Raw genomic sequence first — 22,163 nt, forward strand, 5'->3', positions numbered from 1 at the left:
AGGGGGAGGACCCTCGTCCATACCAGCCGGTCGGCATGGCATGCGGGGGCGGGGCCGGGCGCGGACGGGGACGGGGGCGGGGGCGTATGGAGGCGGCACCGCGGGCGTACGGAGGCGGCGGGCCGCGGGCCGGAAACCGCCCCGCCGCTTCGGGACCGGCATACGTTGGAGAGGTGACCACCCTGCGCGGCGCCCTGCCCCCGGGCTCCCCGGACTACGTGTACGTGCCGGTCGACGTCCCTCCCGGCACCGCCGAACTGCACGTCTCCTACACCTACGACCGGCCCTCCGTGCCCGCCGGCACCCGCGGCAACGCGCTCGACATCGGCCTCTTCGACGAGCGGGGCACGGAGCTGGGCGGGCGCGGCTTCCGGGGCTGGTCGGGCGGGGCGCGTACGGAGTTCTTCGTCCGCGCGGACGAGGCGACCCCCGGTTATCTTCCCGGCCCGCTCAACCCCGGCACCTGGCACATCGCGCTCGGCCCGTACGCGGTGGCGCCCCAGGGGCTGTCGTACGAGCTGACGGTGACGCTCACGCCCGGGGCGCCCGGAAGGACCCCGCGGCCGGTGTATCCACCGCCTCGCGCCGCCGGCCGGGGGCGGGCCTGGTACCGCGGGGACTGCCACCTGCACTCCGTGCACTCGGACGGCCGCCGCACCCCGGCACGGATCGCGGAGCTGGCCCGCGCGGCCGGGCTGGACTTCGTCAACAGCTCCGACCACAACACCACGGCCTCGCACGCCCATTGGGCCGACGTTGCCGGCGACGACCTCCTGGTGCTGCTGGGCGAGGAGGTCACCACGAGGAACGGTCACGTGCTGGCCCTCGGCACGGACCCGGGCACCTTCGTGGACTGGCGCCACCGGGCCCGGGACGGCCACTGGGGACACTTCGCGCGCGTGATCCGGCAGGCCGGCGGACTGGTCGTACCCGCGCACCCGTACGCCGCCTGTATCGGGTGCGCCTGGAAGTACGGGTTCGCGGAGGCGGACGCCGTCGAGGTGTGGAACGGGCCGTGGACCCCCGACGACGAGGTGGCCCTGGCCGCGTGGGACGCCCGGCTCTGCCTGGGCGGCGGCGACCGGGGTGCCTGGCTCCCCGCGATGGGCAACAGCGACGCCCACCGCGCCCCCGACGCGATCGGCCTGCCCCAGACGGTCGTCCTCGCCGACGACCTCACCCGCGAGGCGGTCCAGGAGGGCCTGCGCGCGGGCCGCTCGTACGTGGCGGAGTCCCGGCACATCCAGCTCGCCCTCACCGCGACCGCGGAGCACGGCGCTCGGGCGGGCATCGGCGAACGGCTGGCGGTCCTCGACGCCGACGCCCCGGTGACCGTCCGTCTGGAGGTCTCCGGCGCCCCGCGCCGCACGGTCCGCCTCGTCACCGACCAAGGCGTGTTGTTCACCGGCCGCCCTCTGCCGGTGTCGGGCGCGGGCACGGTGCAGTGGCGTACCACCGCGGCCCACGCGGCTTACGTACGCGCCGAACTGCGGCACGAGGCGGCGCTGGGACCGGTGCCGGGGGCGATGTCCGCGTTCACCAACCCCGTCTTCCTCGGGCCCGCCCGGCCGTGACAGCGGCCCGGCCGGAGGAGGAAGAGGAGGAGGAGGCGGCGATGCTTACGCCGCACCGTCCCGGGTGGCCCGGCGCAGGGCGATGATCTCCGCGACCGCCTCCAGCCAGCGGACGGCCCGGGTCTCCGCCTCCGGTGTGGTCGCGGTCTGCGCGGCGTCGCCCAGCCAGTCCCGCAGCACCTCCGCCGCCTGCGGGGACGGCAGAGGCTCGGGCAGCCGCGCGGCGTACGCCAGGCCGCCCGCCCGTACGACCTCCGCCACGAAGGCCACCGACCGCGGCACCACGCTCAGCCGGTCGAGGGTCACGGCCGCCGCGACGGCGCCGTCGCCGAACAGGGCGGCGCGGAAGGCGTCCTGCGTCAGGCCGTAGCGCAGCAGAACGCCGACGTCGGTGGCGGCGAGGACCTCGTCGTCGGTGCGGGGTGCGAAGGACATGGTGAACGCTTCCGGTCGTCGGAGGGTCAGCGGACCGTGATCGTGTAGACGAAGAACGCGGGCCTGTCGCCCGGCGTGCCCGTCGCGGTCGGGTACGGGCTCGCCGAGGCCGTACCGGAGACGGACGCGCTCGGGTACGGGGCGGCCGACTCGGTGCCGCTGTGGCAGCGGCCCATGGGGCAGTGCAGGAGCTTCACCGTGGCCTTGCCGGATCTGAGCGCCGTGAAGTCGAAGAACTGGGTGCCGTCGCCGCCTCCGATGAGATCGCCGCCGCCCTCCTCCTCTTCCCGCTTGCCCCGGTACTTCAGTACGGCCTTGTCCGGCCGGGGCTCGGCCAGATACCAGTTCTGCCCGAGCGCCGGGTTCGCCGGCACCTTCAGAGTGAACTCGTCTCCGGCGTCCACGGCGATCGCGCGCTTGCCGACTCCGTACTCGTCGGCTCCGCCCGCGCCGCCGCAGCCGGTCAGGAAGAGGACTCCGGCGGCCGCGGCGGCCAGGGAGGTCGGTACGGTGCGCATGTTCACGGTCGCTCAGTCCTGCCCGATGTAGACGCGTTTGACGTTGCCCTTGTGCGCGGCCGAGTAGCGGTCGTCCGCGGCCGCGCTGAGGTCTCCCTTGACGAAGTCCTCCTCGCTCACCCAGGTGGTGACGCCCCAGGGGTTGTAGATCTGGAGCCGGTCCCCCTCCTGGCCGATGATCATCATGCTGTGGCCGTGCCAGTCGCCGTTCTCGTCGTACCGCTCGATGTTGATGGGGACGGGCTTGCCCTCGGCGACGGACTTCTCGATGTCGGGCAGGACGTCGCGCCGGTCGTCCGCACTCCCCATCTCCTGGGCCTGGTAGCCGGCGCCGGTGTGCGGGCCCAGCTCCTTGCCGGAGATCTCCACCTGCCCGTCCGCGTCCATGCCGGCGGGCTTGCGGTCCCACAGCCAGCCCGAGTTGGAGCCGTCGCCCTCGTCGTGCATGCGGAGCTGTTCGTCGGTCAGGCGCTCGCGGAAGTGTTCCGGGTCGTCGTCGGTACCGTCGGGTCCGCCGGTCAACTCCAGGGCGTACACGGGATCGACGATGGCGCGCGCGGTGACGGTTGAGGAGGGCACACAGGTCTCGCCGTCCTGGTCCCACAGCTTTCCGTTGAAGTCCTGGTCCTCCTGGCCCGTCGCCGACGGGCCGTTACCCGTCGTCACCGGCGCGAGGTGCTCCCGCAGCCACACCTCGTCCTTGCCATGGATCTTGCCGCCGAACGTCTCGACCTCGTCGACGGAGTAGCCGGCGGCGAGGGCCTTCATCAGGTACGCCTTCTCCTGCGGCGTCGACGCGCCGGTCAGGAGCAGTTCCATCCGGGCCCGGTCGGCGGGCGGGAGCTTCTCCATGGCGCGGCCCGAGCGTTCGAGGTCGTTGGCGGTGAGGATCTCGTTCAGCTCGCGGTCGCCGCCCACGTTGCCGGTGTCGGCCAGCATCAGCCGGTCGACCGCCGACAGCTCGTCGGTGCGCATCTTGCCTGCGCGGGCCTCGGCGGCCCACTTGTCGAGGTCGCGGGCCGCCGCGCGGGCGGCGTCGTCGGCGGTCACGGCGGCCTTGTGCAGCAGGGCGACACCCGCGGAGGCGACCGAGCGGGCCTTCATCCGGGTGCTCTCCTCGTCGTCGTCCTCGTGCCAGTCGTCGAAGAAGCCGTCCCTGCCGCCGAGCGTCCGGCGGGCCTCGTGCAGCTTGGCCCGTCCCTCGACGTCCTGGGTCTGCGCGTCCTTCACCGAGTCGGCGAGTTCGAGCAGGGCCTTGCCCCCGCCCTCGAACGCCTCCGACATCTGCGTCGCGTCCCGGCCGGCCGCCGACACCGCCTCGGAGGCGAGGACGCTCGTGTCACCGACCCATACCTCCGGCAGGCCCTTGCGGGCCACCTTGTCGACGCGTTCCCGCACCCGGACGGCGTCGTCGGCCTGACCGCGGTAGCGCTTGCCCAAAGCTTCCAGGGTCGCCGGATCGCCCACCGGGGCGCGGACGCCGAGCGCGTCCTCGATGGCGTCGATCAGGTCGTTCTTGCTGCCGGCCGAGGAGATGCGCCCGCTCAGCTCGGCCAGCCGCTTGCGGCGGTCGGTCGTGGACTCCGTCATCGCGCGCCCTCTCAGTAGTCGGCCAGCGCCGACGGGCGGGGGGCGTGGGCGGGCATGGTGGTGGCCCCGCCCTCGGCGGCGGGAACGGGCGTACCGGCGCGGGTGGGCATCGTGGTGAGGGCGCCGCCACCGGCGGGAACGGCGTGGGCCCGGGTGCCGACGGCACCGTCGCTGTCGCCGTACGCCTTCTTGGACAGCCTTGTCTTGTCCGCCAGTTCGTGCAGGGCCGACTCCAGGGTGCCGGCCTCGGCCTCCCAGGCGGCGGCGAACGCATTGAACGCGGCGGCCGAGTCGGGCCCGCCCAGCGCGTCGTCCGGATAGCAGAGCCCGGGTCGGACCGCCTGGCGTATCTTGCCCGTGTCGTTGCCCGCGCCGTCCAGTTCGTTCGCCTGGCCCGCTACGCCCGACTTGACCGTGTAGCCATCGGTATGGCCGCCCATCGCGCTCCCCCCAATACCCTCGTCACGACCGCGGGAGGCTAACACGCGTCATTCGCAGATCAGTTCGGAACGGCACATGCCCTCACAAGGCCGTCACAGCATCCGCGCGGCGGTACGGGAGTGGCCCGCGGGAGGGTCCGTACGGGGTGCCCGGGGCGGCCCGGCGGCCGATGCCGGGGTGATGGGGGGCCGCCGATGACGGCGGGCGTGTGGGGATGTCGTGGAACCGGGGGCACGGTGCTGTGATCGGCATCTCCCACGGCTGACGCAACCGGCGTGAACAAGGCAAACTGGCGGAGTTGTTCGGATGCCTAGGGGGACTTACGCATGGACGGTGGGCCGCGAGTACCTGAGCAGCGGCGCTCCGGCCCCGCCGTCGGCGCCGAGCCGGCCGGAGTGCGCTTCGGCGTGCTCGGTCCGGTGCGGGCCTGGCACGGGGAGGAGCCGCTCCACACCGGTTCGCCGCAGCAACGCGCCCTGCTGGCAGCTCTGCTGCTGCGCGAGGGCCGTACGGCGACCGCGGCGGAGCTGATCGACGCGCTCTGGGGCACCGAACCGCCGTCGCAGGCGCTGGCGGCGCTGCGGACGTACGCCTCCCGGCTGCGCAAGGTGCTGGGACCCGGGGTCCTGGTCAGCGAGTCGGGCGGCTACGCGGTGCGCGGGCTGGGCGACGGGGCCCTCGACCTCGTGGCGGCACAGGAGTTGGCGGCGCGGGCGGAGAAGGCGCGGGGCGCCGGTGACCCGTGCCGGGCGCGCGAGATCCTGAACCGGGCGCTGGCCCTGTGGGACGGCGAGACGCTGGCCGGGGTTCCGGGGCCGTACGCCGACGCCCAGCGGGTGCGCCTGGAGGAGTGGCGCCTCCAACTCCTGGACTCCCGGCTCGACATGGACCTGGAGCAGGGCTGCCACGCGGAGGCCGTCTCGGAGCTGACCGCGCTGACGGCGGCCCACCCCCTGCGCGAGCGGCTGCGCGAGCTGCTGATGCTGGCGCTGTACCGCAGCGGCCGGCAGGCGGAGGCACTGGCCGTGTACGCGGACACCCGGCGTCTGCTGGCGGAGGAGCTGGGCGTGGACCCGCGACCGGGCCTCAGAGAGCTCCAGCAGCGCATCCTGCGGGCCGACCCTGCCCTGGCGGAGCCGCCGGCGCCTGCCGCGCGGCCTTCCGCCGCCCAGGTGCGCCCGGCCCAACTCCCGGCATCGGTGCCCGACTTCACCGGGCGCATGTCCGTCGTCTCCGAACTGAGCGGCGTCCTCGCGTCGCCGTCGGACACGGAGGGCCGGGTGATGGCCGTGTCGGCGCTCGCCGGGATCGGCGGCGTCGGCAAGACGACCCTCGCGGTCCACGTCGCCCACCGGGCCCGCCCCACCTTCCCCGACGGCCAGCTCTACGTCGACCTCCAGGGCGCCGGTCCCCGCCCCGCCGAGCCCGAGACGGTCCTCGGCTCCTTCCTGCGCGCCCTCGGCACCGCCGACTCCGCCGTCCCCGACTCCCTGGAGGAGCGCGCGGCCCTCTACCGCTCGGTCCTCGACGGCCGCCGGGTCCTGGTCCTGCTGGACAACGCCAGGGACGCGGCGCAGGTACGCCCCCTGCTGCCGGGCACCGAGGGCTGCGCCGCCCTGGTCACCTCGCGGGTCCGCATGGTCGGCCTGGCCGGCGCGCACCTGGTGGACCTGGACGTGATGTCCCCCGAGGAGGCCCTCGCCCTGTTCACGAGGATCGTCGGCGAGGAGCGGGTGGCAGCCGAACGCAAGGCCGCCCTGGACGTGGTCGCCGCCTGCGGCTTCCTCCCCCTGGCGATCCGTATCGCCGCCTCCCGCCTGGCCGCGCGCCGCACCTGGACGGTCGCGGTGCTCGCCGCGAAGCTGGCGGACGAACGCCGCCGCCTCGACGAACTCCAGGCCGGCGACCTCGCCGTCGAGGCCACCTTCGAACTCGGCTACGGCCAGCTGGAGCCCGCCCAGGCCCGCGCCTTCCGGCTGCTGGGCCTGGCCGACGGCCCGGACCTGTCCCTGGCGGCGGCAGCGGCGGTCCTGGACCTCCCGGCGGAGGAGACGGAAGACCTGCTGGAGTCCCTGGTCGACACCTCGCTCCTGGAGTCCGCGGCCCCCGGACGCTACCGCTTCCACGACCTCGTACGGCTCTACGCCCGCGCCTGCGCGGAGCGGGACGAACAGCCGCCGAGCGAACGGGAGGGCGCCCTGTCCCGGTTGCTGGACTTCTATCTGGCCACCGCGGCAGGGGTGTACGCGATCGAGCGGCCCGGGGACCGGCTGGTGGACCACCTGGAGCCGACCGGCGTGCCCGGGCTGGTCTTCCCCGACCGCCGCGCCGCCCAGGACTGGCTCTACTGCGAGGCGGTCCCCCTTCTGGCCTGCGTACGGCAGTCGTCGACCGGGGCGACGCTGCGCCGTGCCGTCGATCTGCTGTGGGCGGCGGTCGACCTCGCCGAGTCGGGCGCGAACTTCAAGGAGTACGAGGCGGCGGCCGCGGCCCTGCGCGACGCCGCCCGCGCCGCCTCCGACGGCCGGGCCCAGGGCCGGGCCATTCTGCTCCTGGCCAACGCCCGCCACTGGTCCGGTCAGTTCGCGCAGGCCGACGAGGAGGCACGGCAGGCGCTCGCCCTGTCGGAGACGGCCGCCGACCCCCTGCCGTGCTGCTGGGCGGCGAACATCCTCGGCGCCTTCTCCTTCTACCAGAGCCGCTACGCCGAGGCCGAGGAGTACCTGGAGCGGGCTATCAGGGACTTCCGCGCCTGCGGCGACCTCCCCGGCACGGCGGCTGCGCTGTGCAACCTCTCGCGTCTGCACCTGCAGACCGAACGGGCCGACAGCGCGGTGCACCTGGCCCGGCAGGGCTCCGAGATGTACGAGGAACTCGGCCACTCCCTCAAGGCCGCCAACGGCCATTACGCCCTGGGGCTCGCTCTGGGCAAGAGCGGGCGGCTGGACGACGCCGCGGCCCATCTCGGTCAGGCCCTGTCCGTCTTCCGGGCCAGCCGGCAGCGCCTGTGGGAAGGGATGACCCTCTTCCGGCTCGCCGAGGTGGACCTGCTCGCCCAACGCCCCGCGCAGGCCGCCGTCCACGCCGAGACGGCCCTGACGCCGCTCAGGGAGATCGGCGGCGAGTGGCGCCGCGGCAATGTGCTCACCGTGCTCGGCAAGGCCTTGAACGGAATCGGTCACACCGGCCGGGCCCAGGTCTGCTGGCGCGAGGCGCTGGAGATCTACGAGCGGCTGGACTCGCCGGAAGCGGCCGAGGTACGAACGCTCCTGCAGCCGGCCGCCACGGTCTGACCCGCACCCCGCGGCCCGTGCCCGGACCCGTTCCCTGGCCCGTTCCCTGACCTGCGCCCCGACCGGGCGTTCATCGAACGTTTATCGCCCACCGACATCCTCTTGGTTGTCGGGCCGTCACGACGGGGGCGGGCGGACCGGCGGCGAGGACGCCCCGCTCGCGATCTAGAGTGGGCGGCTCCAACGGCCCATCCGGTCACCCTCGGGGGAGTGACCGGGTGGGCCCGCCACAGCTGCAATGTGATTTCCGAGGGGAGCACCTGATGGGCGACACCACCAAGGACGAGCCGATCGTCAAGCCGGACAACACCCACATCACCGACGCCGAGGCCGGCTCGACGGTGAAGCCGCTCAACACCCACATCACCGATGCCGAGGCCGGCACGACGGTGGAGCCGCTCAACACCCACATCACCGACGTCGCGAACGCGGCCACCGGTGGCACGGCCACGCCGGACAACACCCACATCACGTCCGACCCGAGCTAGACCTTTCCCGGACGGGGGATCGGCCGCGGCGGCGCGGAGGGGGAGCCGCCGCGGCCGAGGCGTTTCCAGAGTCCTGAACAGGCCCCGAGCCGAGTCCGGGGCCTGTTCAGGTCGATCGAGCGGGCCGGCTCACGGCCGCTACGGAGTCACCTCCGCCTCCGGCTCCGCCTCGCAGTGGTCGACCGAGGTCAGGACGTGTGCGCCCACGGCCACCCGGACCCTCGCCTTCCCCTTCGCCGGTACGGACACCGTCGGCGAGGAGTCCGTGAGGAGTTCGATGCCCGCGGCGTCGTAGAAGGTGACCTGGGCCCGGAAGTCCGCCTCGCGGTCGTTCGGGTTGGTCACCTCGACCGTCGCGTACGGCCTCTGCTCGGCCGCGCAGCTGATCAGCTTCGCCGTCCCGTCCTGAAGCGCGCCGCGTCCGCCACTGCTCGAAGCCGTGGGCGTCGACCGGTACGTGGGGCGGTGGGTGCGGTATCCGCCACCACCGCTGCCGCTGCCGCTACTTGCGTAGGTGCCGTCCGAGCCGTCGTCCGAGCCGTCGTACGAGTCGTCGTCCGAGTCGCCGTACGACGAGCCACCGCTGTACCCGCCGCCACCCGACGACGAATAAGAAGAAGACGAACCGTCGTGGTCCTGGTGCGAGCTGCTGCACCCTCCCCCGCCGCCGCCCCCGTGCCTGCTGTGGCCGCCGCGGGAGAAGCCCGTCAGTGCGAGAACGACCAGTGCCAGTACCGCCGTGAACCTGAGTCCGCGCCCCCGTGAATTCATACGTTCAGCCTAGGGGCTCCTCAGGTCGTGCGGGCTGTTCCCGTTCCCTTCTCCGCGTCCAGCGCGTACACGCACCGGTCCTTGCTGCACGCGTACACCACGCCGTCCTTGACGACCGGGGACCCGGTGATCTCGCCGCCGGTGGCGAGCTTCCAGCGCAGCCTGCCGTCGTCGGCCTTCAGCGTGTACAGCAGATGGTCGGTGGAGCCGAAGTGGATACGGCCCTCGGCGACCGAGGGGGCGCCCACGACGTCGCCGCCCGCCTGGAAGCGCCACTTGGGCGTACCGGTGACCGCGTCGAGGGTGTAGAGACCCTTGCCGCTGCCGACGTGGACGTGCCCGGCCGCGACCAGGACCGGTTCGATGGAGGCGCGGGACTCGGTGGCGATGCGCCAGCGGTCGCGGCCGTCGGCGGCGTCGAGGGCGTAGACCGTGCCGAGGTAGTCGGCCAGGTAGACGCCGCCACCGGTGACGGCCGGACCGGGTGCGTAGGTGGGCGGGCAGAGGAAGACCGCGGGAGCCTCGAAGTGCCAGCGGACCATGCCGCTCGCCACGTCGATGGCGAGGACGCGGGAGCCGGCGCAGACGTAGACGTGGCCGTCGGGGGCGGGCGTGATGCGGACGGGGACACCGCCGCAGGAGGCCGCGTCGCCGATGGGGTACGACCAGCGTTCCTCGCCGGTGCGGGCCTCCAGGGCGCGCAGCCGGGCGTCCTGCCAGACGTAGACGGTGCCGTCGTGGACGGCGGGGCCGGCCTCGGGGGACTCGAAGTCGGTCTGGCAGCCGCTGATCTCCCACAGCTTCTGCCCGGCCGCCGCCTCCCAGGCCTGGACGCCGCCGCCGCGGGTGCCGGTGACGACGGTGCCGTGGTCGGCCTTCAGGGAGTACACCCAGGCGTCGGTGGACAGCCGCCACAGGTCGGTGCCCTCGCGGGCGTCCAGGGCGAACAGCGTGGGGCCGTCGGAGGCGAGGATACGGCCGTCCGCCACCGCCATGGACCAGGCCACGTCGCGCGTCTTGAAGCGGCGCCGGCCGGTGGCCACGTCCAGGGCGTGCACCTCGAAGGAGGTGACGTAGACCAGGTCGCCGGCGACCGCGGGGGTGCCCCAGACGTCGTTGGACATGCGGAAGCGCCACGGGCGCCAGCCGGCGGCCTCCGGCGGCACGGCCGGGACGGGGGGTACGGCAGGGCCTACGGCAGGATCCGTGCCGTTGACGCCGGGGCGCGGGCGGGACCAGCCGGCGACCAGACCGGCCTCCGGCGGGGGCGCCTTGACGGCGGCGGCGCGGGCGTCGGCGACGCGCGGCCCCGGGCCGATGGGCACCTGGGCGCCGGCCAGCCGGACCGGGCCGGTGTCGGGCGCGCCGACGGGCGCGGGGGCCGGGACGACGGGGTCGTACGACGGCGGCGGCGGTACGGCCGCCCGGCCGGCGCTGCGGGGACCGGGCGTGGTGGGGGCGGGCTTGGCGGGCGGACGGCCGCCGCGGCGGGCCTCGATGAGGGCGACGGCCTTCTCGGGCAGCCAGGCGGAGGCCGTGCCGCTGTCGTCGGAGCCGGAGCCGAACAGGTGCGGGGCGAGCTGGGCCTGGAGGTCGGCCGGGGACGGGCGGCCGGGGGCCTCCATCTGCATGCAGGCCTCGATGAGCGGGCGCAGCTCGTCCGGCAGGCCGGTGACGTCCGGGCCCTCGCGCAGCAGCATGAACACCGTCTCGACCGGGTTGGCGCCGTGGAAGGGCGGGTGGCCGGTGGCGGCGAAGACCAGGGTGGAGCCGAGCGAGAAGACGTCGCTGGCGCCGGTGACGCTGCGGGAGTCCTTGGCCTGTTCGGGTGACATGTAGGCCGGCGTGCCGACGGCGACGTTCGTCATCGTCAGACGGGTGTTCGAAACGCCGGAGGCGATGCCGAAGTCGATGACCCGCGGGCCGTCCTCGACCACGAGCACGTTGGAGGGCTTCAGGTCGCGGTGGACCAGGCCGGCGCCGTGGATGGACTGCAGGGCCTCGGCCACGCCCGCCGCGAGCCAGCGCACGGCCTGGGCCGGAAGCGGCCCGCACTCGTTCACTATCTCCTCGAGGGAGGGCGCGGGGACGTAGGCGGTGGCCAGCCACGGCACGGCGGCACGCGGGTCGGCGTCGACCACGGCCGCCGTGTAGAAGCCGGAGACCGCGCGGGCCGCCTCCACCTCACGGGTGAAGCGGACCCGGAAGAGCTGATCCTCGGCCAGCTCGGTGCGGACGGTCTTGATCGCGACGCGCCGGCCGGACGCCGAACGCGCGAGATAGACCAGCCCCATGCCGCCGGCCCCCAGCCGGCCCAGCACCTCGAACGGCCCGATCCGCCGCGGATCGTGCTGCGTCAGCTGATCCACCACTTGCCTGCCACCTCCCCGTACGAGCCGCGCCACCCACATATGTACGCGACCGAAGTGCAGCGTCTCACCACCGCACCGCCATGGCGGCACGCACCCCGATTCTTCCTGGCCGGGCGGCCGGTTGCGAACCCGGCGGCGAATCGGGATGTCTCGTGCCTCATACGGTCATTTCACCGCCTCGGCCGACACGTACCGCCGAAGCGGTGACGCGCATCACCGCTCCAGCAGTGCGAACGACGCTCCCTGATTGTCGGTGACGACGGCCACGCGTCCGTACGACGCCTCGAAGGGCGTCGCCTGGAGGCGCCCGCCGAGCCGCTGGACGGCCCCGAGGGCACCGTCCAGGTCCGCGACCCGGAAGTGGGCGAGGAAGTGCGGGGGCATCTCTGCCGGGAAGACGTCGGTGACCTCGGCGCGGCCGAAGTCGGGGTCGGCTCCGGGGCCGAACAGGGCGTCGTGGAAGAGGGTGCCGTAGAAGGCGTTCGCGCCGGCGGTGTCGCGGGCGTACAGCTCGGCCCAGACGAACGTGTCCGCCGCGTGCCGCAGCCCGAAACCCGGGTGGCTGCCCGGCTGCCACAGGCCGAACACCGCCCCCTCGGGGTCGGCGGCGAGCGCCGTGGTGCCCAGGTCCTCCACCGGGAACGGGGGCGTGACCAGTTGTCCGCCGGCCGCGACGATCCGCCGGCTCAGGGCCTCGGCGTCCGGGGTCGCGAAGTACACCGTCCAGACGGTGGGCATACGGCCGTCCGACTTGGGCGCGAGGGCGGCGACGGGGGCGCCGTCCAGCAGGGCCCACACGGAGCCGTCGCCCGCCTCCTCGAAGGTCCACCCGAAGAGCTCACCGTAGAAACGCTTGCCCGCCTCGACGTCGGAGAGCTGGGCGTCCACCCAGCACGGGACGCCCTCGCCGTACTCCGGCGACTGCGGCGACTGGGCTGACTCCGATGCCCTGTTTTCGGCCATGTCGTCAAAGTAACCGGGTCGCGCGCACCCCGCAGAGCGGGCCGCCTCACCCCCGCGGACCGGGCCACATCACCCTCAGTGCACGCTCGCACCCCATTTGCAGTCGGCCGAATCGCGCTCAGATCACCCGTCGGTAAGCTGACGGCATGACAGGACAAGTGCGTACCGTCGACGGCCGCGTGGCCGGTCGACGTGGGCAGGCGACCCGGCAGAAGCTGCTCGACTGCCTCAGCGAGATGCTCAGCTCCTCCCCTTACCGGGACGTCAAGGTCATCGATGTCGCCCGGAAGGCGGGCACTTCGCCCGCGACCTTCTACCAGTACTTCCCGGACGTCGAGGGTGCCGTCCTGGAGATCGCCGAGGAAATGGCCGCCGAGGGCGCCGGATTGACCGAACTGGTCGAGGGGCGCAGCTGGACGGGCAAGGCGGGATGGCAGACCGCACAGGAACTCGTGGACGGCTTCCTCGAGTTCTGGCGGAAGAACGACGCGCTCCTGCGCGTGGTCGACCTCGGTGCCGCCGAAGGGGATAAACGGTTCTACAAGATCCGTATGAAGATCCTGAACTCGGTGAACACCTCCCTCACGGAGTCCATCAAGGAACTGCAGTCCAAGGGGCGGATCGACAAGGACGTGAACCCGGCGGCGATCGCCGGTTCGCTGGTCGCCATGCTCGCCGCGGTCGCCGCGCACCAGAAGGGCTTCACCTCCTGGGGCGTCAAGCAGGCCGAACTCAGGCCGAACCTGGCGCTGTTGATGTACCTGGGCGTGACGGGCAAGAAGCCGGCCAAGTAACACGCATCCCTCTCCCGCTTCCGAGTCCTGTCTGGCAGGCGGTGGCCCACCCGGGTGGGCCACCGCCTGTCTCCGTCTGCAGGACGCACGGCCCGCCGCCTCGCCGCAGGGGAACACGGGGGAATACTCGGCCCATGGCACAACAGGATCTCCACGACATGCTGCGGTCCCTGCGGGTGTGGGCGCCCGGGGTGACCGAGCTGCGGCCCTTCGACCCGGAAAAGGCGCCCCCGACCCCGCTGCCGCTGTTCACGAGCTGGTTCGCGGAGGCCGTCGGGGCGGGCCAGCCGGAGCCGCACACGATGTCGCTGGCGACGGCGGACGAGGAGGGGCGCCCCGACGTGCGCGTCGTGATGCTGCACGGCGCCGACGCGGACGGCTGGTCCTTCGCCACCCATGCCACGAGCCGCAAGGGCCGCGACCTGAGCGCCCGCCCGTACGCCGCCCTCGCCTTCTACTGGCCGGTCCTGGGCCGCCAGGTGCGGGTGCGCGGCCCGGTGACCTCCGCTCCGGCCGAGGAGAGCCAGGCCGACCTGCACGCACGCTCGACAGGCGCCCTAGCGGCGGCGCTCACCGGCCGGCAGAGCGCGGAGCTGTCCTCGCTGGAGGAAATGCGCCGGGCGTCGGAGGCCGCCTGGGAGCGGGCCCGGCAGAGCCCGGCCGAGCCGTCCGAGACCTGGACGCTGTACCGGCTGCGCCCGCAGACGGTGGAGTTCTTCCAGGGGGACCCCGAGCGCCGGCACGTACGGCTGGAGTACCGGCGCTCGGAGTTCGGCTGGAGCAAGGGGCTGCTGTGGCCGTGACGGCCACGGTTCAGCGGCCTCGGTCCGCGAACTCCCACACCGCGAAGTCCGCCACACCCCGGTAACCGATGCGCTGGTAGAGGCCGTTGCTCGTCGGGTTCGCGAGGTCGGTGAACAGGAGCACCTCCGCCCCGGCCGCCCGGGCGACCCGGCTCACCTCGGCGGTCACGGCGCCCGCGTAGCCGCGCCCTCTCAGGTGCGCCGGGGTGTAGACCGGGGCCACCCGGACCTGGCCGGCCGTCTCCTGGGTCGCCCCGGCCATGGCGACGGGTGCGCCCGCGGGGGTCTCCCACAGGGTGAGGCCGCCGTAGGAGAGACGGGCGTCGACCCACGCCCCCGGGTCCTGGGTGGCATGCTGCCCGGTCGCGTCCGCGAACTCGCCGTACCAGCGCGCCAGCAGGTCCCGGTCCGCCGCCCCGGCGACGCGCGCCCGGCCCTCGGGCAGCGGCTGCGGCACCGTCAACCCGTCCAGCCGGTACAGCCGTTGCCGATGGCGGATCTCGGCCGCCGCTCCGGTGCGCCGCTGCCAGGCTCCGGCGAAGGCGGCCGTCGCCGCGTGTTCGCCGCAGACGCCGGTCAGCACGTGCCCGAGGTCCGCCAGCCGGGCCGCGAGCGCGTCGGCCGCGTCCTCGTCGAGCGGGGTGAGGTGCAGCGGGTGGGGCGGGGTGCGCAGGAGCGTCGCCCGGATGCTCCCGTCCGGGCCCCTCAGCATCCCGAAGAAGGGGGTCTCCTCGCCGAACACCCGTGGCCCGCGCCTGCGCAGCGCGTCCGCGACCGTCAGCTGCAGGGTGTGCGGGGCGGGCCGCGACCTCAGGAAGGCGCCCGCCTCGGCCAGGAACTCGTCGAGATCTTCCGTCAGTTGCCAGGCACCCGGATGCATGCCGCCATCATGCGCGCGACCGCCCCGGTCCGGTCGACACCTTTTCGTCCGGACCTTCACCCGTGGCCGACGTGACCCCCAACTCCCCCACAGCCGTGATCAATTCGCAACCGAACCCGGTCTTGACCGAGACCCATCAACCGGGTGCGTGATTACGCTCGCGCTATGGCCGACTCCCGTCCCTCCTCCACGCCCTCCGCGCATCTGTCCGCGACCCCCGCCGACCGCCCCGTCTACGTCATCGGCGCCGGCCCCGGCGGACTGGCCGCCGCGTACGCGCTGCGGGCTCGGGGCATCCGGGCGGTGGTCCTGGAGAAGTCGGACCGCGTCGGCGCCTCCTGGCGGCGCCACTACGACCGGCTCCACCTGCACACCACCCGTCGGCTGTCGGCGCTGCCCGGCCTCGCGATGCCCCGTAGGTTCGGCCGCTGGGTGTCCCGCGACAACGTGGTGCGCTACCTGGAGAAGTACGCCGAACACCACAAGCTGGAGATCGTCACCGGCGTGGAGGTGTTCCGCGTAGAGCGGGCGGCGGGCGAGGGGTCCGGCGACGGCTGGCTGCTGCACGCCTCCGGCGGGCGCGAGCTGACCGGCAGCGCGGTGGTCGTCGCGACCGGCTTCAACCACACCCCGCGCCTGCCCGAGTGGCCGGGCCGGGACGGGTACGCCGGGGAGTTGCTGCACGCCGGCCAGTACCGCAACGCCAAGCCCTACGCGGACCGGGACGTGCTCGTCGTCGGGGTCGGCAACACCGGCGCCGAGATCGCCGTGGACCTGCTGGAGGGCGGCGCCGCGCGGGTACGGCTGGCCGTGCGCACCGCCCCGCACATCGTGCGCCGCTCGACCGCCGGCTGGGCCGCCCAGTACACGGGCATCACCGTACGAAGACTGCCGGTGCGGCTCGTCGACCGGCTCGCCCGGCCGATGGCGAGGGTCAGCACCCCGGACCTGTCCGCCCACGGGCTGCCGCGCCCGGAGACCGGCCTCTACAGCAGGGTCAGACAGGGTGCCATCCCCGTCCAGGACGTCGGCCTCATCGACGCCGTACAGGCCGGGAAGGTGGAGATCGTGGCCGCCGTCGAGGGGTTCGAGGACGACAAGGTGCTCCTCGCCGACGGCAGCCGGATCACACCGGACACCGTGATCGCGGCGACCGGGTACACCCGGGCTCTGGAGGAGCTGGTCGGGCATCTCGGGGTGCTGGACGAGCGGGGCCGGCCCGTGGTGCACGGCGCGCGCACGCCCGCCGACGCCCCCGGCCTGTACTTCACCGGGTTCACCAACCCCATCAGCGGCATGTTCCGGGAACTGGCGCTCGACGCGGAGAAGATCGCACGGGCTGTCGCCAGGCGACTCGCGTAGCCGTACGGACAGTCGCGGGCGCGGCAGGTCAGGCGCCCCGTTCGAGGATCACCAGGGGACCCGAGTCCGGGTCGCCGAAGAGGACGAACAGTTCGGGTGCGTCCTCGCTGCCGGTGACCGACCAGTGGGTGTCCTCGCCGCAGTCGCCGGCGAGCTTGAACAGAACGCCGTCGCGCCCGGTGTCGTCCGCGTCGTCGTCGGGTTTCCAGGTCCCGGTCCCCGCGCACCTGACGTAGTCGTGCTCGAAGAATTCGTCGTCGAAGGGGTCGTCGTCGGACGGGGGCTCGGTGGGCAGCCTGACGGCCTCGGCGTGTCCGCCGGGATCGAGCCGCAGCAGCGCCCCGCCCGGCCCGTGCCAGGCCCCGGCCAGCTGGGCGGGGGTCAGCTTCGGGGGCTCGTACTCCCTGATCAGGCCTGTCTCGGTGGCGAGGACACCGCCGCCGAATGCCAGGACGAAGAGGACGACCACGCCGATCGACGCGCGCCCCCACAGCCCCGGGAACTGCCAGCGGCGCCGGCGCGCGTACCCGGTCCAGAGGGTGGGCAGGACGCCGAGGGCCGCCAGGACGGAGGCCGTCGTGGTGAACGGCCACCGCAGGAGCAGGGCGGTCAGGCCGCCCCAGAAGACGGCCGGGACGACCGGGGCGGGCAGGCTCCAGGCCCACACCGGACCACCCAGGCGCCGCCCGGCGGTCCGGGCGAGCACCACCGAGGGCAGCGTCAGCGTGAACGCCGTCAGCATGCCCAGCGCCGGCAGCACCAGCGGCGCGAACAGCAGGACGCAGAACGCGCCGATGACACCCCCCACGCCCGCCCCGTAGTCGTCCTCGGTGACGCTGGTGGCCACCCACCACAGCAGCCCGGCCGCCGGCAGCTGCGCGGCCCCGAGGGACCCCGCCGCGTGCAGGTCGTCGCCGGTCCAGGTCAGACCCGCGCGCCGAAGTGTTTCCCGAGTCTTGCCCCACCCCATGCGGTCAGCGTACGCAGGGCCGGTACGCCGGTCCCGGCGCCCCCTGGGCCGTATCCGCGAAGTCCCGCCGGGCTCAGAGCGCCACGGGCAGCGGAGCCCCGCGCGGTGTCCGCCGGATCACCAGCGCCATCAGGGCCGCCGCCGCGCACAGGGCGCCGGAGGCGTACCAGACCATGTCGTAGGTGCCGAAGACGTCGCGGGCCACACCGCCGAGGTAGGCGACGAGGGCCGCGCCTATCTGGTGGGAGGCGAGGACCCAGCCGAAGACGATGGCGCTGTCCTCGCCGTACTGCTCCCGGCACAGCGCGAGGGTCGGCGGGACGGTGGCCACCCAGTCGAGGCCGTAGAAGACGATGAAGAACAGCATCGGCGGGTGGATCGACGGGCCGAGCAGCATCGGCAGGAAGAGCAGTGAGACGCCGCGCAGGGCGTAGTAGACGGCGAGCAGGCGGCGCGGCTCGAAGCGGTCGGTGAACCAGCCGGAGGCGATCGTGCCGACGACGTCGAACACGCCGATGACCGCGAGCAGCGAGGCGGCCGCCGTGACGGGCAGACCGTGGTCGTGGGCGGCGGGCACGAAGTGGGTCTGGATCAGGCCGTTGGTGGAGGCCCCGCAGATCGCGAAGGTGCCGGCCAGCAGCCAGAAGGGGCCCGTGCGCACCGCGGAGCCGAGCACGCTCAGCGTGCGGCGGGCGGCTCCGGTGACCGGCGGCGGCTTGGGCACGAACTCCCGCGCGCCGTAAGGCGTCAGGCCCACGTCGGCCGGGTGGTCGCGCAGCAGGAGCCACACGAAGGGGACGACGGCGAGGGCGGCCAGGGCGACCGTGACGGCGGCCGGGCGCCAGCCGTGGTTCTCGATCATCCAGGACAGCAGCGGCAGGAAGATGAGCTGGCCGGAGGCGGAGGCCGCGGTCAGGATGCCGCTGACCAGGCCGCGCCGCTCGGTGAACCAGCGGTTGGTGACCGTCGCGGCGAACGCGAGCGCCATGGCCCCGGCGCCCAGACCGACCACCACGCCCCAGCACAGCATGAGTTGCCAGGGTGCCGTCATCCACACGGTCAGGCCGGAGCCGAGCGCTATCGCGGTCAGCGCGACGGCGACGACGCGGCGGATGCCGAAACGGTCCATCAGCGCGGCCGCGAAGGGGGCGGTGATCCCGTACAGGGCGAGGTTGACGGAGACGGCCGCGCCGATCGTGCCGCGCGACCAGCCGAAGTCCTGGTGCAGCGGGTCGATCAGCAGGCCGGGCAGGGAACGGAAGGCCGCCGCGCCGATGATCGTGACGAAGGTGACCGCGGCGACGAACCACGCACGGTGCACCCGGCGGCGCCGGTCGGCCGGGGTCCGTACGGGGCCGGGGGTGGGACCGGGGGGAGGGCCGGGGGTGGGGGTGGTGGCGTCGGTTGTCTGAGTCACGTCATCCAGGATCGGGTCCCGGTTCGCCCGCTTCGAGTGGCCCGGAAGACAGCATTCGCTAGGATCGGGCCACACGTCAGCGCCGGTGAGGAGTGCCGATCCGTGAGCGTCCGCGAGGAGTTCCGCCCGCACCGCGTCGTCGTCCTGGCCCTGGACGGCCTGCTCCCCTTCGAACTGGGCATACCCCACCGGATCTTCGGCCGCCCCAGGGACACCGAGGGCCGGCTGCTGTACGAGGTGGTGACCTGCTCGGTCCGCCCGCCGGGGCCCGTCGAGACCGACGCCGACTTCACCCTGCACATCCCGCACGGCCCGGAGGCCCTGGCCACGGCCGACACGGTGATCGTCCCGGCGTCGTACGAACTCGGCCCGGTCTACGAGGAGGGCAGGCTCACCGGCGAGCTGTCCGACGCCCTCGCCCGCATCCGCCCCGGCACCCGTCTCGCCTCCATCTGCACCGGCGTGTACGTCCTCGCCGCCGCCGGCCTCCTCGAAGGACGCCCGGCGACCACGCACTGGGCGGACGCCGAGCGTTTCCAGCGGATGTTCCCGAAGGTCAGGGTGGACGCGGACGTGCTGTTCATCGACGACGGCGACGTGCTGACCTCGGCCGGGGTGGCCGCCGGGATCGACCTGTGCCTGCACATGGTGCGCCGCGACCACGGCACGGCGGTCGCCAACGACACCGCCCGCCGCACGGTCGTCCCGCCGCACCGCGACGGCGGCCAGGCCCAGTACATCCGACGCCCGGTTCCCGACCCGCAGTTGACCACGACCACCGCCGCCCGCGCGTGGGCGCTCGGCCGGCTGCACGAGCCCATCCAACTGCGGGACATGGCCGAACAGGAGGCCATGTCGGTGCGCACCTTCACCCGCCGCTTCCGCGAGGAGACCGGCGTCAGCCCGGGCCAGTGGCTCACCGGACAACGCGTCGAACACGCCCGGCACCTGCTGGAGTCCACCGACCTGTCCGTCGACCAGGTGGCCCGTGACTCCGGCTTCGGCACGGCCCAGTCGATGCGCCAGCACCTGCAACAGGCGCTGGGGGTGACACCGACGGCGTACCGGCGGACGTTCCGGTCGGCAGCCGACAGGGCGGGCGGGGCAGGCGGGTCGGGCAGGACCGACGGGGCGGGCGTACGGTACGACAGCGGAGCGCGGGACAGCGACTGAGGGCGACGGCTCTGCGGGAGTCCCGGGGTTCGGGGGTTCGGGGGTTCTTGTGTCCGGGCCTCCGGCTGTCCACAGCCTGTGGAGAGGTGTGACCCGTGCGGCAGCGCCCGGATCCGGTCCCATCGCCGAAGCCGGCGCCGACTCCGGCCGTGTGACTGCCGGTTGGCGGCGCACCCCCCTGCGTCCGCCTGACGCCGCCAACCGGTGCGACCCACACTCGACGAGGACCACCGTCCCCCGAGTCCTCGCCGTCCCCTCGCGGCGAATCGCCGCACACCAGCGTGTTCAACCACGCACACGACGTCAACACCGGTGCGGCGGTTCATGACGAACGGCCTCGTCACACCGACCGCGCACGGGTGCACCCCCGGCGCATCACGGCGCCAGGGTCTACACCGTTTCGAAGGCGAGGTCCTCGTACGCGGCCAGTCCGCCCCCGTACGCCGCCTCCGCGCCCTCCTCGGTCCGTGAACACCGGTCCAGTTCGCACCAGATGCTCTTGCCGGCCCCTTCGGGGCTCCAGCCCCAGCGGTCGGCGAGGCAGTCGACGAGGGCGAGACCCCGGCCGCCGGTGGCGTCACCGCCGGCACAGCGCGGGACGGGTGCGCGGGAGCTGGTGTCGGCCACTTCGAGACGCACGGTGGCCGGCACGGCCGCGTGCGCGTCCGGTGCGACCGGCACTCCAGGGGCTCTCGACGTGCCTGGCGTGCTTGGCGTGCCCGAGGCGCTCGCCGTACCTGACGTGCCCGAGGCGCTCGGCGCTCCCGGTGCCCCGCGCATGCCCCGCGTGCCCGAGGGGGCCGCTTCCGCGGCGGGTCCGGTCGCCTCCGCGCCCGTGGGGGCCGGTGCCGCGGTGTCCGACTCGGCCTCTCCACCCGGCAGTCCGTCCGGGAGTCCGCCCGGCAGTCCGCCCGGCAGTCCGCTCGGCAGCGAGAGCCGGAGCACGGCCGGGCGACCGGTGTGCACCACCGCGTTGGTCACCAGCTCGGAGACGAGCAGGATCAGGGTCTCGGCGAGCGGCTCGTCGGCCGCTATGCCGAGTCCGGCGAGCCGCGAGCGGGCCCACTTCCTCGCCCGCCCCACCTCCGTGGGGTCGGGCCGGATCTCCAGCTGCACTTGAAGCACCTGCACCGCTCACACCATCCGAACCGGCGGACACATGACCCCACGCCACCTGGACACCGCGGCGCGAACCGCGACGAGCAGCGCGACCAGGGCCACGATCGTAGCCATTTTCTGCATGGCCAGAACAACGGCCAGAGCAAGGGTCACGGAACGTGATTCCCTTGCGAGACAGCATGGTTGACGTACAGTCACCCCAACAAGCGCTTCGGGCATATTCCAGCGCGAAGGAGTACGCGTGCGGCATACTGTGCGACGCGCCTGCCGGGGAGTCGAACGAGCGGGGCCAGAGGCCCTCGCCGCCCCAGGAACAGCGGCGCGCACCGCGTGACACGGGGACGCCCCAAGGGCACCACCGGCACGGCTCGTGCTCGCAGCCACTCGCATCCCACACAAGGTACCGGAGGGGGCAGCCGACTCCGGGCCGTGACGAGTCACGCGATGGACACAACCCGGTATCAACGCTCCGTAATTCCGGTTACGCCACGATCCGCGACATCGTGGGCCATGGATCCGCCGTTTCCGCGCCGCCGTCCGGGCCGGGCCGCACCGTTTCCGCGCCGTCCGGGCTGGGCCGCACCATTTCCGCGCCGCCGTCCGGGCCGGGCTCAGGCGGAAAGCGAGTCCGCCTCGTCGGCGACGGCCGCGTCCACGTCGGGGCGCACGTCGAACAGGCGACGGACGCCGAGCGCGCCGAGGACCCTGTTGACGTGCGAGCCGTCGTCCGCGCCCCGGTCGGGCAGGATCAGCCGCAGCCGGCCCTGGCAGGAGCGGATCAGCCGGCGGGCGGCGATGAGGACGCCGACCCCGCTGGAGTCGCAGAAGAAGACCTCGGAGAGGTCGAGGACCAGTTGGTGGTGCCCTTCGGCGACGGCGTCGTGCACGCGCTGGCGCAGCACCGGTGAGGTCACCAGGTCCAGTTCGCCCGCCACACGGAGCACAGCCCACTCGCCCCGTTCGGCGCCGGTCACTTCGAATGCCACGGCCCTGCCCTCCGCTCGCCGGATCTCCCGGAACCGCCCGGAAACGGAATCAGTTCCTACGATTGTTGTCTTCTCCGCGCGGCTGCCCAGCGGCCGTTCCCTGAAACCCTGAACAGCAAACCGTCGGCGATCGGCAAGGGACTTGTTTCAGTCACTGTCAATCCGGTTCGATCAGAGTCGGACACTCTTTGTGTGAAGGTTGCGTGAAGAGGGC

Annotated in this window: 18 protein-coding genes and 2 pseudogenes; 7 read left to right on the forward strand and 13 right to left on the reverse strand. The window is 73.4% G+C overall.

The genetic code is table 11. From position 1 onward, the window contains the following. Positions 1 to 86: 86 nt before the first annotated feature. Positions 87 to 1,574: a CehA/McbA family metallohydrolase gene (locus OIB37_RS16720; protein WP_443058161.1), complete on the forward strand. Its 1,488-nt coding sequence runs from the start codon at positions 87 to 89 to the stop codon at positions 1,572 to 1,574. Positions 1,575 to 1,619: 45 nt separating this feature from the next. Here the strand turns inward: OIB37_RS16720 and OIB37_RS16725 are convergent, their stop codons facing one another. Genes OIB37_RS16725 through OIB37_RS16740 form a run of 4 tightly spaced genes read right to left on the reverse strand, consistent with a single transcriptional unit; the run spans position 1,620 to position 4,557 of the window. Further along, entirely contained in the window at positions 1,620 to 2,009 is a 390-nt protein-coding gene (locus OIB37_RS16725) for a hypothetical protein (protein ID WP_330458401.1), read from the reverse strand. Between the two features lie 26 nt (positions 2,010 to 2,035). Continuing rightward, complete coding sequence (locus OIB37_RS16730) at positions 2,036 to 2,527, reverse strand: protease inhibitor I42 family protein (protein WP_330458402.1); 492 nt, start codon at positions 2,525 to 2,527, stop codon at positions 2,036 to 2,038. 12 nt (positions 2,528 to 2,539) lie between these two features. Further along, positions 2,540 to 4,117 (reverse strand): peptidoglycan-binding protein, encoded by a 1,578-nt coding sequence (locus tag OIB37_RS16735; protein WP_330458403.1) that lies wholly within the window; start codon positions 4,115 to 4,117, stop codon positions 2,540 to 2,542. Between the two features lie 11 nt (positions 4,118 to 4,128). Continuing rightward, positions 4,129 to 4,557, reverse strand: a complete 429-nt coding sequence (locus tag OIB37_RS16740) for a hypothetical protein (protein ID WP_330458404.1) — start codon at positions 4,555 to 4,557, stop codon at positions 4,129 to 4,131. A 327-nt stretch (positions 4,558 to 4,884) separates the two neighbouring features. On the opposite strand from OIB37_RS16740, the gene OIB37_RS16745 reads away from it, so the two are divergent. Together OIB37_RS16745 and OIB37_RS16750 are read left to right on the forward strand one after the other, a co-directional pair. Further along, positions 4,885 to 7,851 (forward strand): AfsR/SARP family transcriptional regulator, encoded by a 2,967-nt coding sequence (locus tag OIB37_RS16745; protein ID WP_330458405.1) that lies wholly within the window; start codon positions 4,885 to 4,887, stop codon positions 7,849 to 7,851. A gap of 263 nt (positions 7,852 to 8,114) precedes the next feature. After that, positions 8,115 to 8,339 carry a hypothetical protein gene (locus OIB37_RS16750; RefSeq protein WP_330458406.1) on the forward strand — a complete coding sequence of 75 codons (225 nt, stop codon included), beginning with the start codon at positions 8,115 to 8,117 and terminating at the stop codon, positions 8,337 to 8,339. Positions 8,340 to 8,477: 138 nt separating this feature from the next. On the opposite strand, the gene OIB37_RS16755 is transcribed toward OIB37_RS16750, so the two are convergent. The 3 genes from OIB37_RS16755 to OIB37_RS16765 form a co-directional block, all read right to left on the reverse strand. Further along, complete coding sequence (locus OIB37_RS16755) at positions 8,478 to 9,110, reverse strand: hypothetical protein (RefSeq protein WP_330458407.1); 633 nt, start codon at positions 9,108 to 9,110, stop codon at positions 8,478 to 8,480. Between the two features lie 20 nt (positions 9,111 to 9,130). Beyond that, entirely contained in the window at positions 9,131 to 11,482 is a 2,352-nt protein-coding gene (locus OIB37_RS16760; protein WP_330458408.1) for a serine/threonine-protein kinase, read from the reverse strand. 213 nt (positions 11,483 to 11,695) lie between these two features. Then, complete coding sequence (locus OIB37_RS16765; protein ID WP_330458409.1) at positions 11,696 to 12,445, reverse strand: VOC family protein; 750 nt, start codon at positions 12,443 to 12,445, stop codon at positions 11,696 to 11,698. Between the two features lie 158 nt (positions 12,446 to 12,603). Here OIB37_RS16765 and OIB37_RS16770 point away from each other — a divergent pair, with 158 nt between their 5' ends. Beyond that, the gene (locus OIB37_RS16770) at positions 12,604 to 13,239 is read left to right on the forward strand and encodes a TetR family transcriptional regulator (protein ID WP_330461872.1); all 636 of its coding nucleotides are present in this window, start codon (positions 12,604 to 12,606) and stop codon (positions 13,237 to 13,239) included. 134 nt (positions 13,240 to 13,373) lie between these two features. Continuing rightward, on the forward strand, positions 13,374 to 14,042 hold the full coding sequence (locus tag OIB37_RS16775) for a pyridoxine/pyridoxamine 5'-phosphate oxidase (protein ID WP_330458410.1): 669 nt from the start codon (positions 13,374 to 13,376) through the stop codon (positions 14,040 to 14,042). Positions 14,043 to 14,052: 10 nt separating this feature from the next. On the opposite strand, the gene OIB37_RS16780 is transcribed toward OIB37_RS16775, so the two are convergent. Then, positions 14,053 to 14,922, reverse strand: a complete 870-nt coding sequence (locus tag OIB37_RS16780; RefSeq protein ID WP_330458411.1) for a GNAT family N-acetyltransferase — start codon at positions 14,920 to 14,922, stop codon at positions 14,053 to 14,055. A 165-nt stretch (positions 14,923 to 15,087) separates the two neighbouring features. On the opposite strand from OIB37_RS16780, the gene OIB37_RS16785 reads away from it, so the two are divergent. Next, on the forward strand, positions 15,088 to 16,284 hold the full coding sequence (locus OIB37_RS16785; protein WP_330458412.1) for a flavin-containing monooxygenase: 1,197 nt from the start codon (positions 15,088 to 15,090) through the stop codon (positions 16,282 to 16,284). A 28-nt stretch (positions 16,285 to 16,312) separates the two neighbouring features. Here the strand turns inward: OIB37_RS16785 and OIB37_RS16790 are convergent, their stop codons facing one another. Both OIB37_RS16790 and OIB37_RS16795 read right to left on the reverse strand, forming a co-directional pair. Beyond that, complete coding sequence (locus tag OIB37_RS16790) at positions 16,313 to 17,254, reverse strand: hypothetical protein (protein WP_330458413.1); 942 nt, start codon at positions 17,252 to 17,254, stop codon at positions 16,313 to 16,315. A 73-nt stretch (positions 17,255 to 17,327) separates the two neighbouring features. After that, positions 17,328 to 18,671 (reverse strand): MFS transporter, encoded by a 1,344-nt coding sequence (locus tag OIB37_RS16795; RefSeq protein WP_443058162.1) that lies wholly within the window; start codon positions 18,669 to 18,671, stop codon positions 17,328 to 17,330. Between the two features lie 102 nt (positions 18,672 to 18,773). On the opposite strand from OIB37_RS16795, the gene OIB37_RS16800 reads away from it, so the two are divergent. After that, a complete protein-coding gene (locus OIB37_RS16800; RefSeq protein WP_330458414.1) occupies positions 18,774 to 19,844 on the forward strand; it encodes a GlxA family transcriptional regulator in 1,071 nt (356 codons plus the stop codon). 390 nt (positions 19,845 to 20,234) lie between these two features. Here OIB37_RS16800 and OIB37_RS16805 read toward each other — a convergent pair. From OIB37_RS16805 to OIB37_RS16815, 3 genes and pseudogenes are all read right to left on the reverse strand, one after another. Next, positions 20,235 to 20,492: pseudogene (locus OIB37_RS16805) on the reverse strand (ATP-binding protein); the annotation flags it as partial. A gap of 276 nt (positions 20,493 to 20,768) precedes the next feature. Beyond that, positions 20,769 to 20,960, reverse strand: a pseudogene (locus tag OIB37_RS16810) (ATP-binding protein); the annotation flags it as partial. Between the two features lie 614 nt (positions 20,961 to 21,574). Then, positions 21,575 to 21,949: an STAS domain-containing protein gene (locus OIB37_RS16815; protein ID WP_330458415.1), complete on the reverse strand. Its 375-nt coding sequence runs from the start codon at positions 21,947 to 21,949 to the stop codon at positions 21,575 to 21,577. Between the last annotated feature and the right edge of the window lie 214 nt (positions 21,950 to 22,163).

Origin of the sequence: Streptomyces sp. NBC_00820, assembly GCF_036347055.1 — a bacterium.
Lineage (GTDB): Bacteria > Actinomycetota > Actinomycetes > Streptomycetales > Streptomycetaceae > Streptomyces.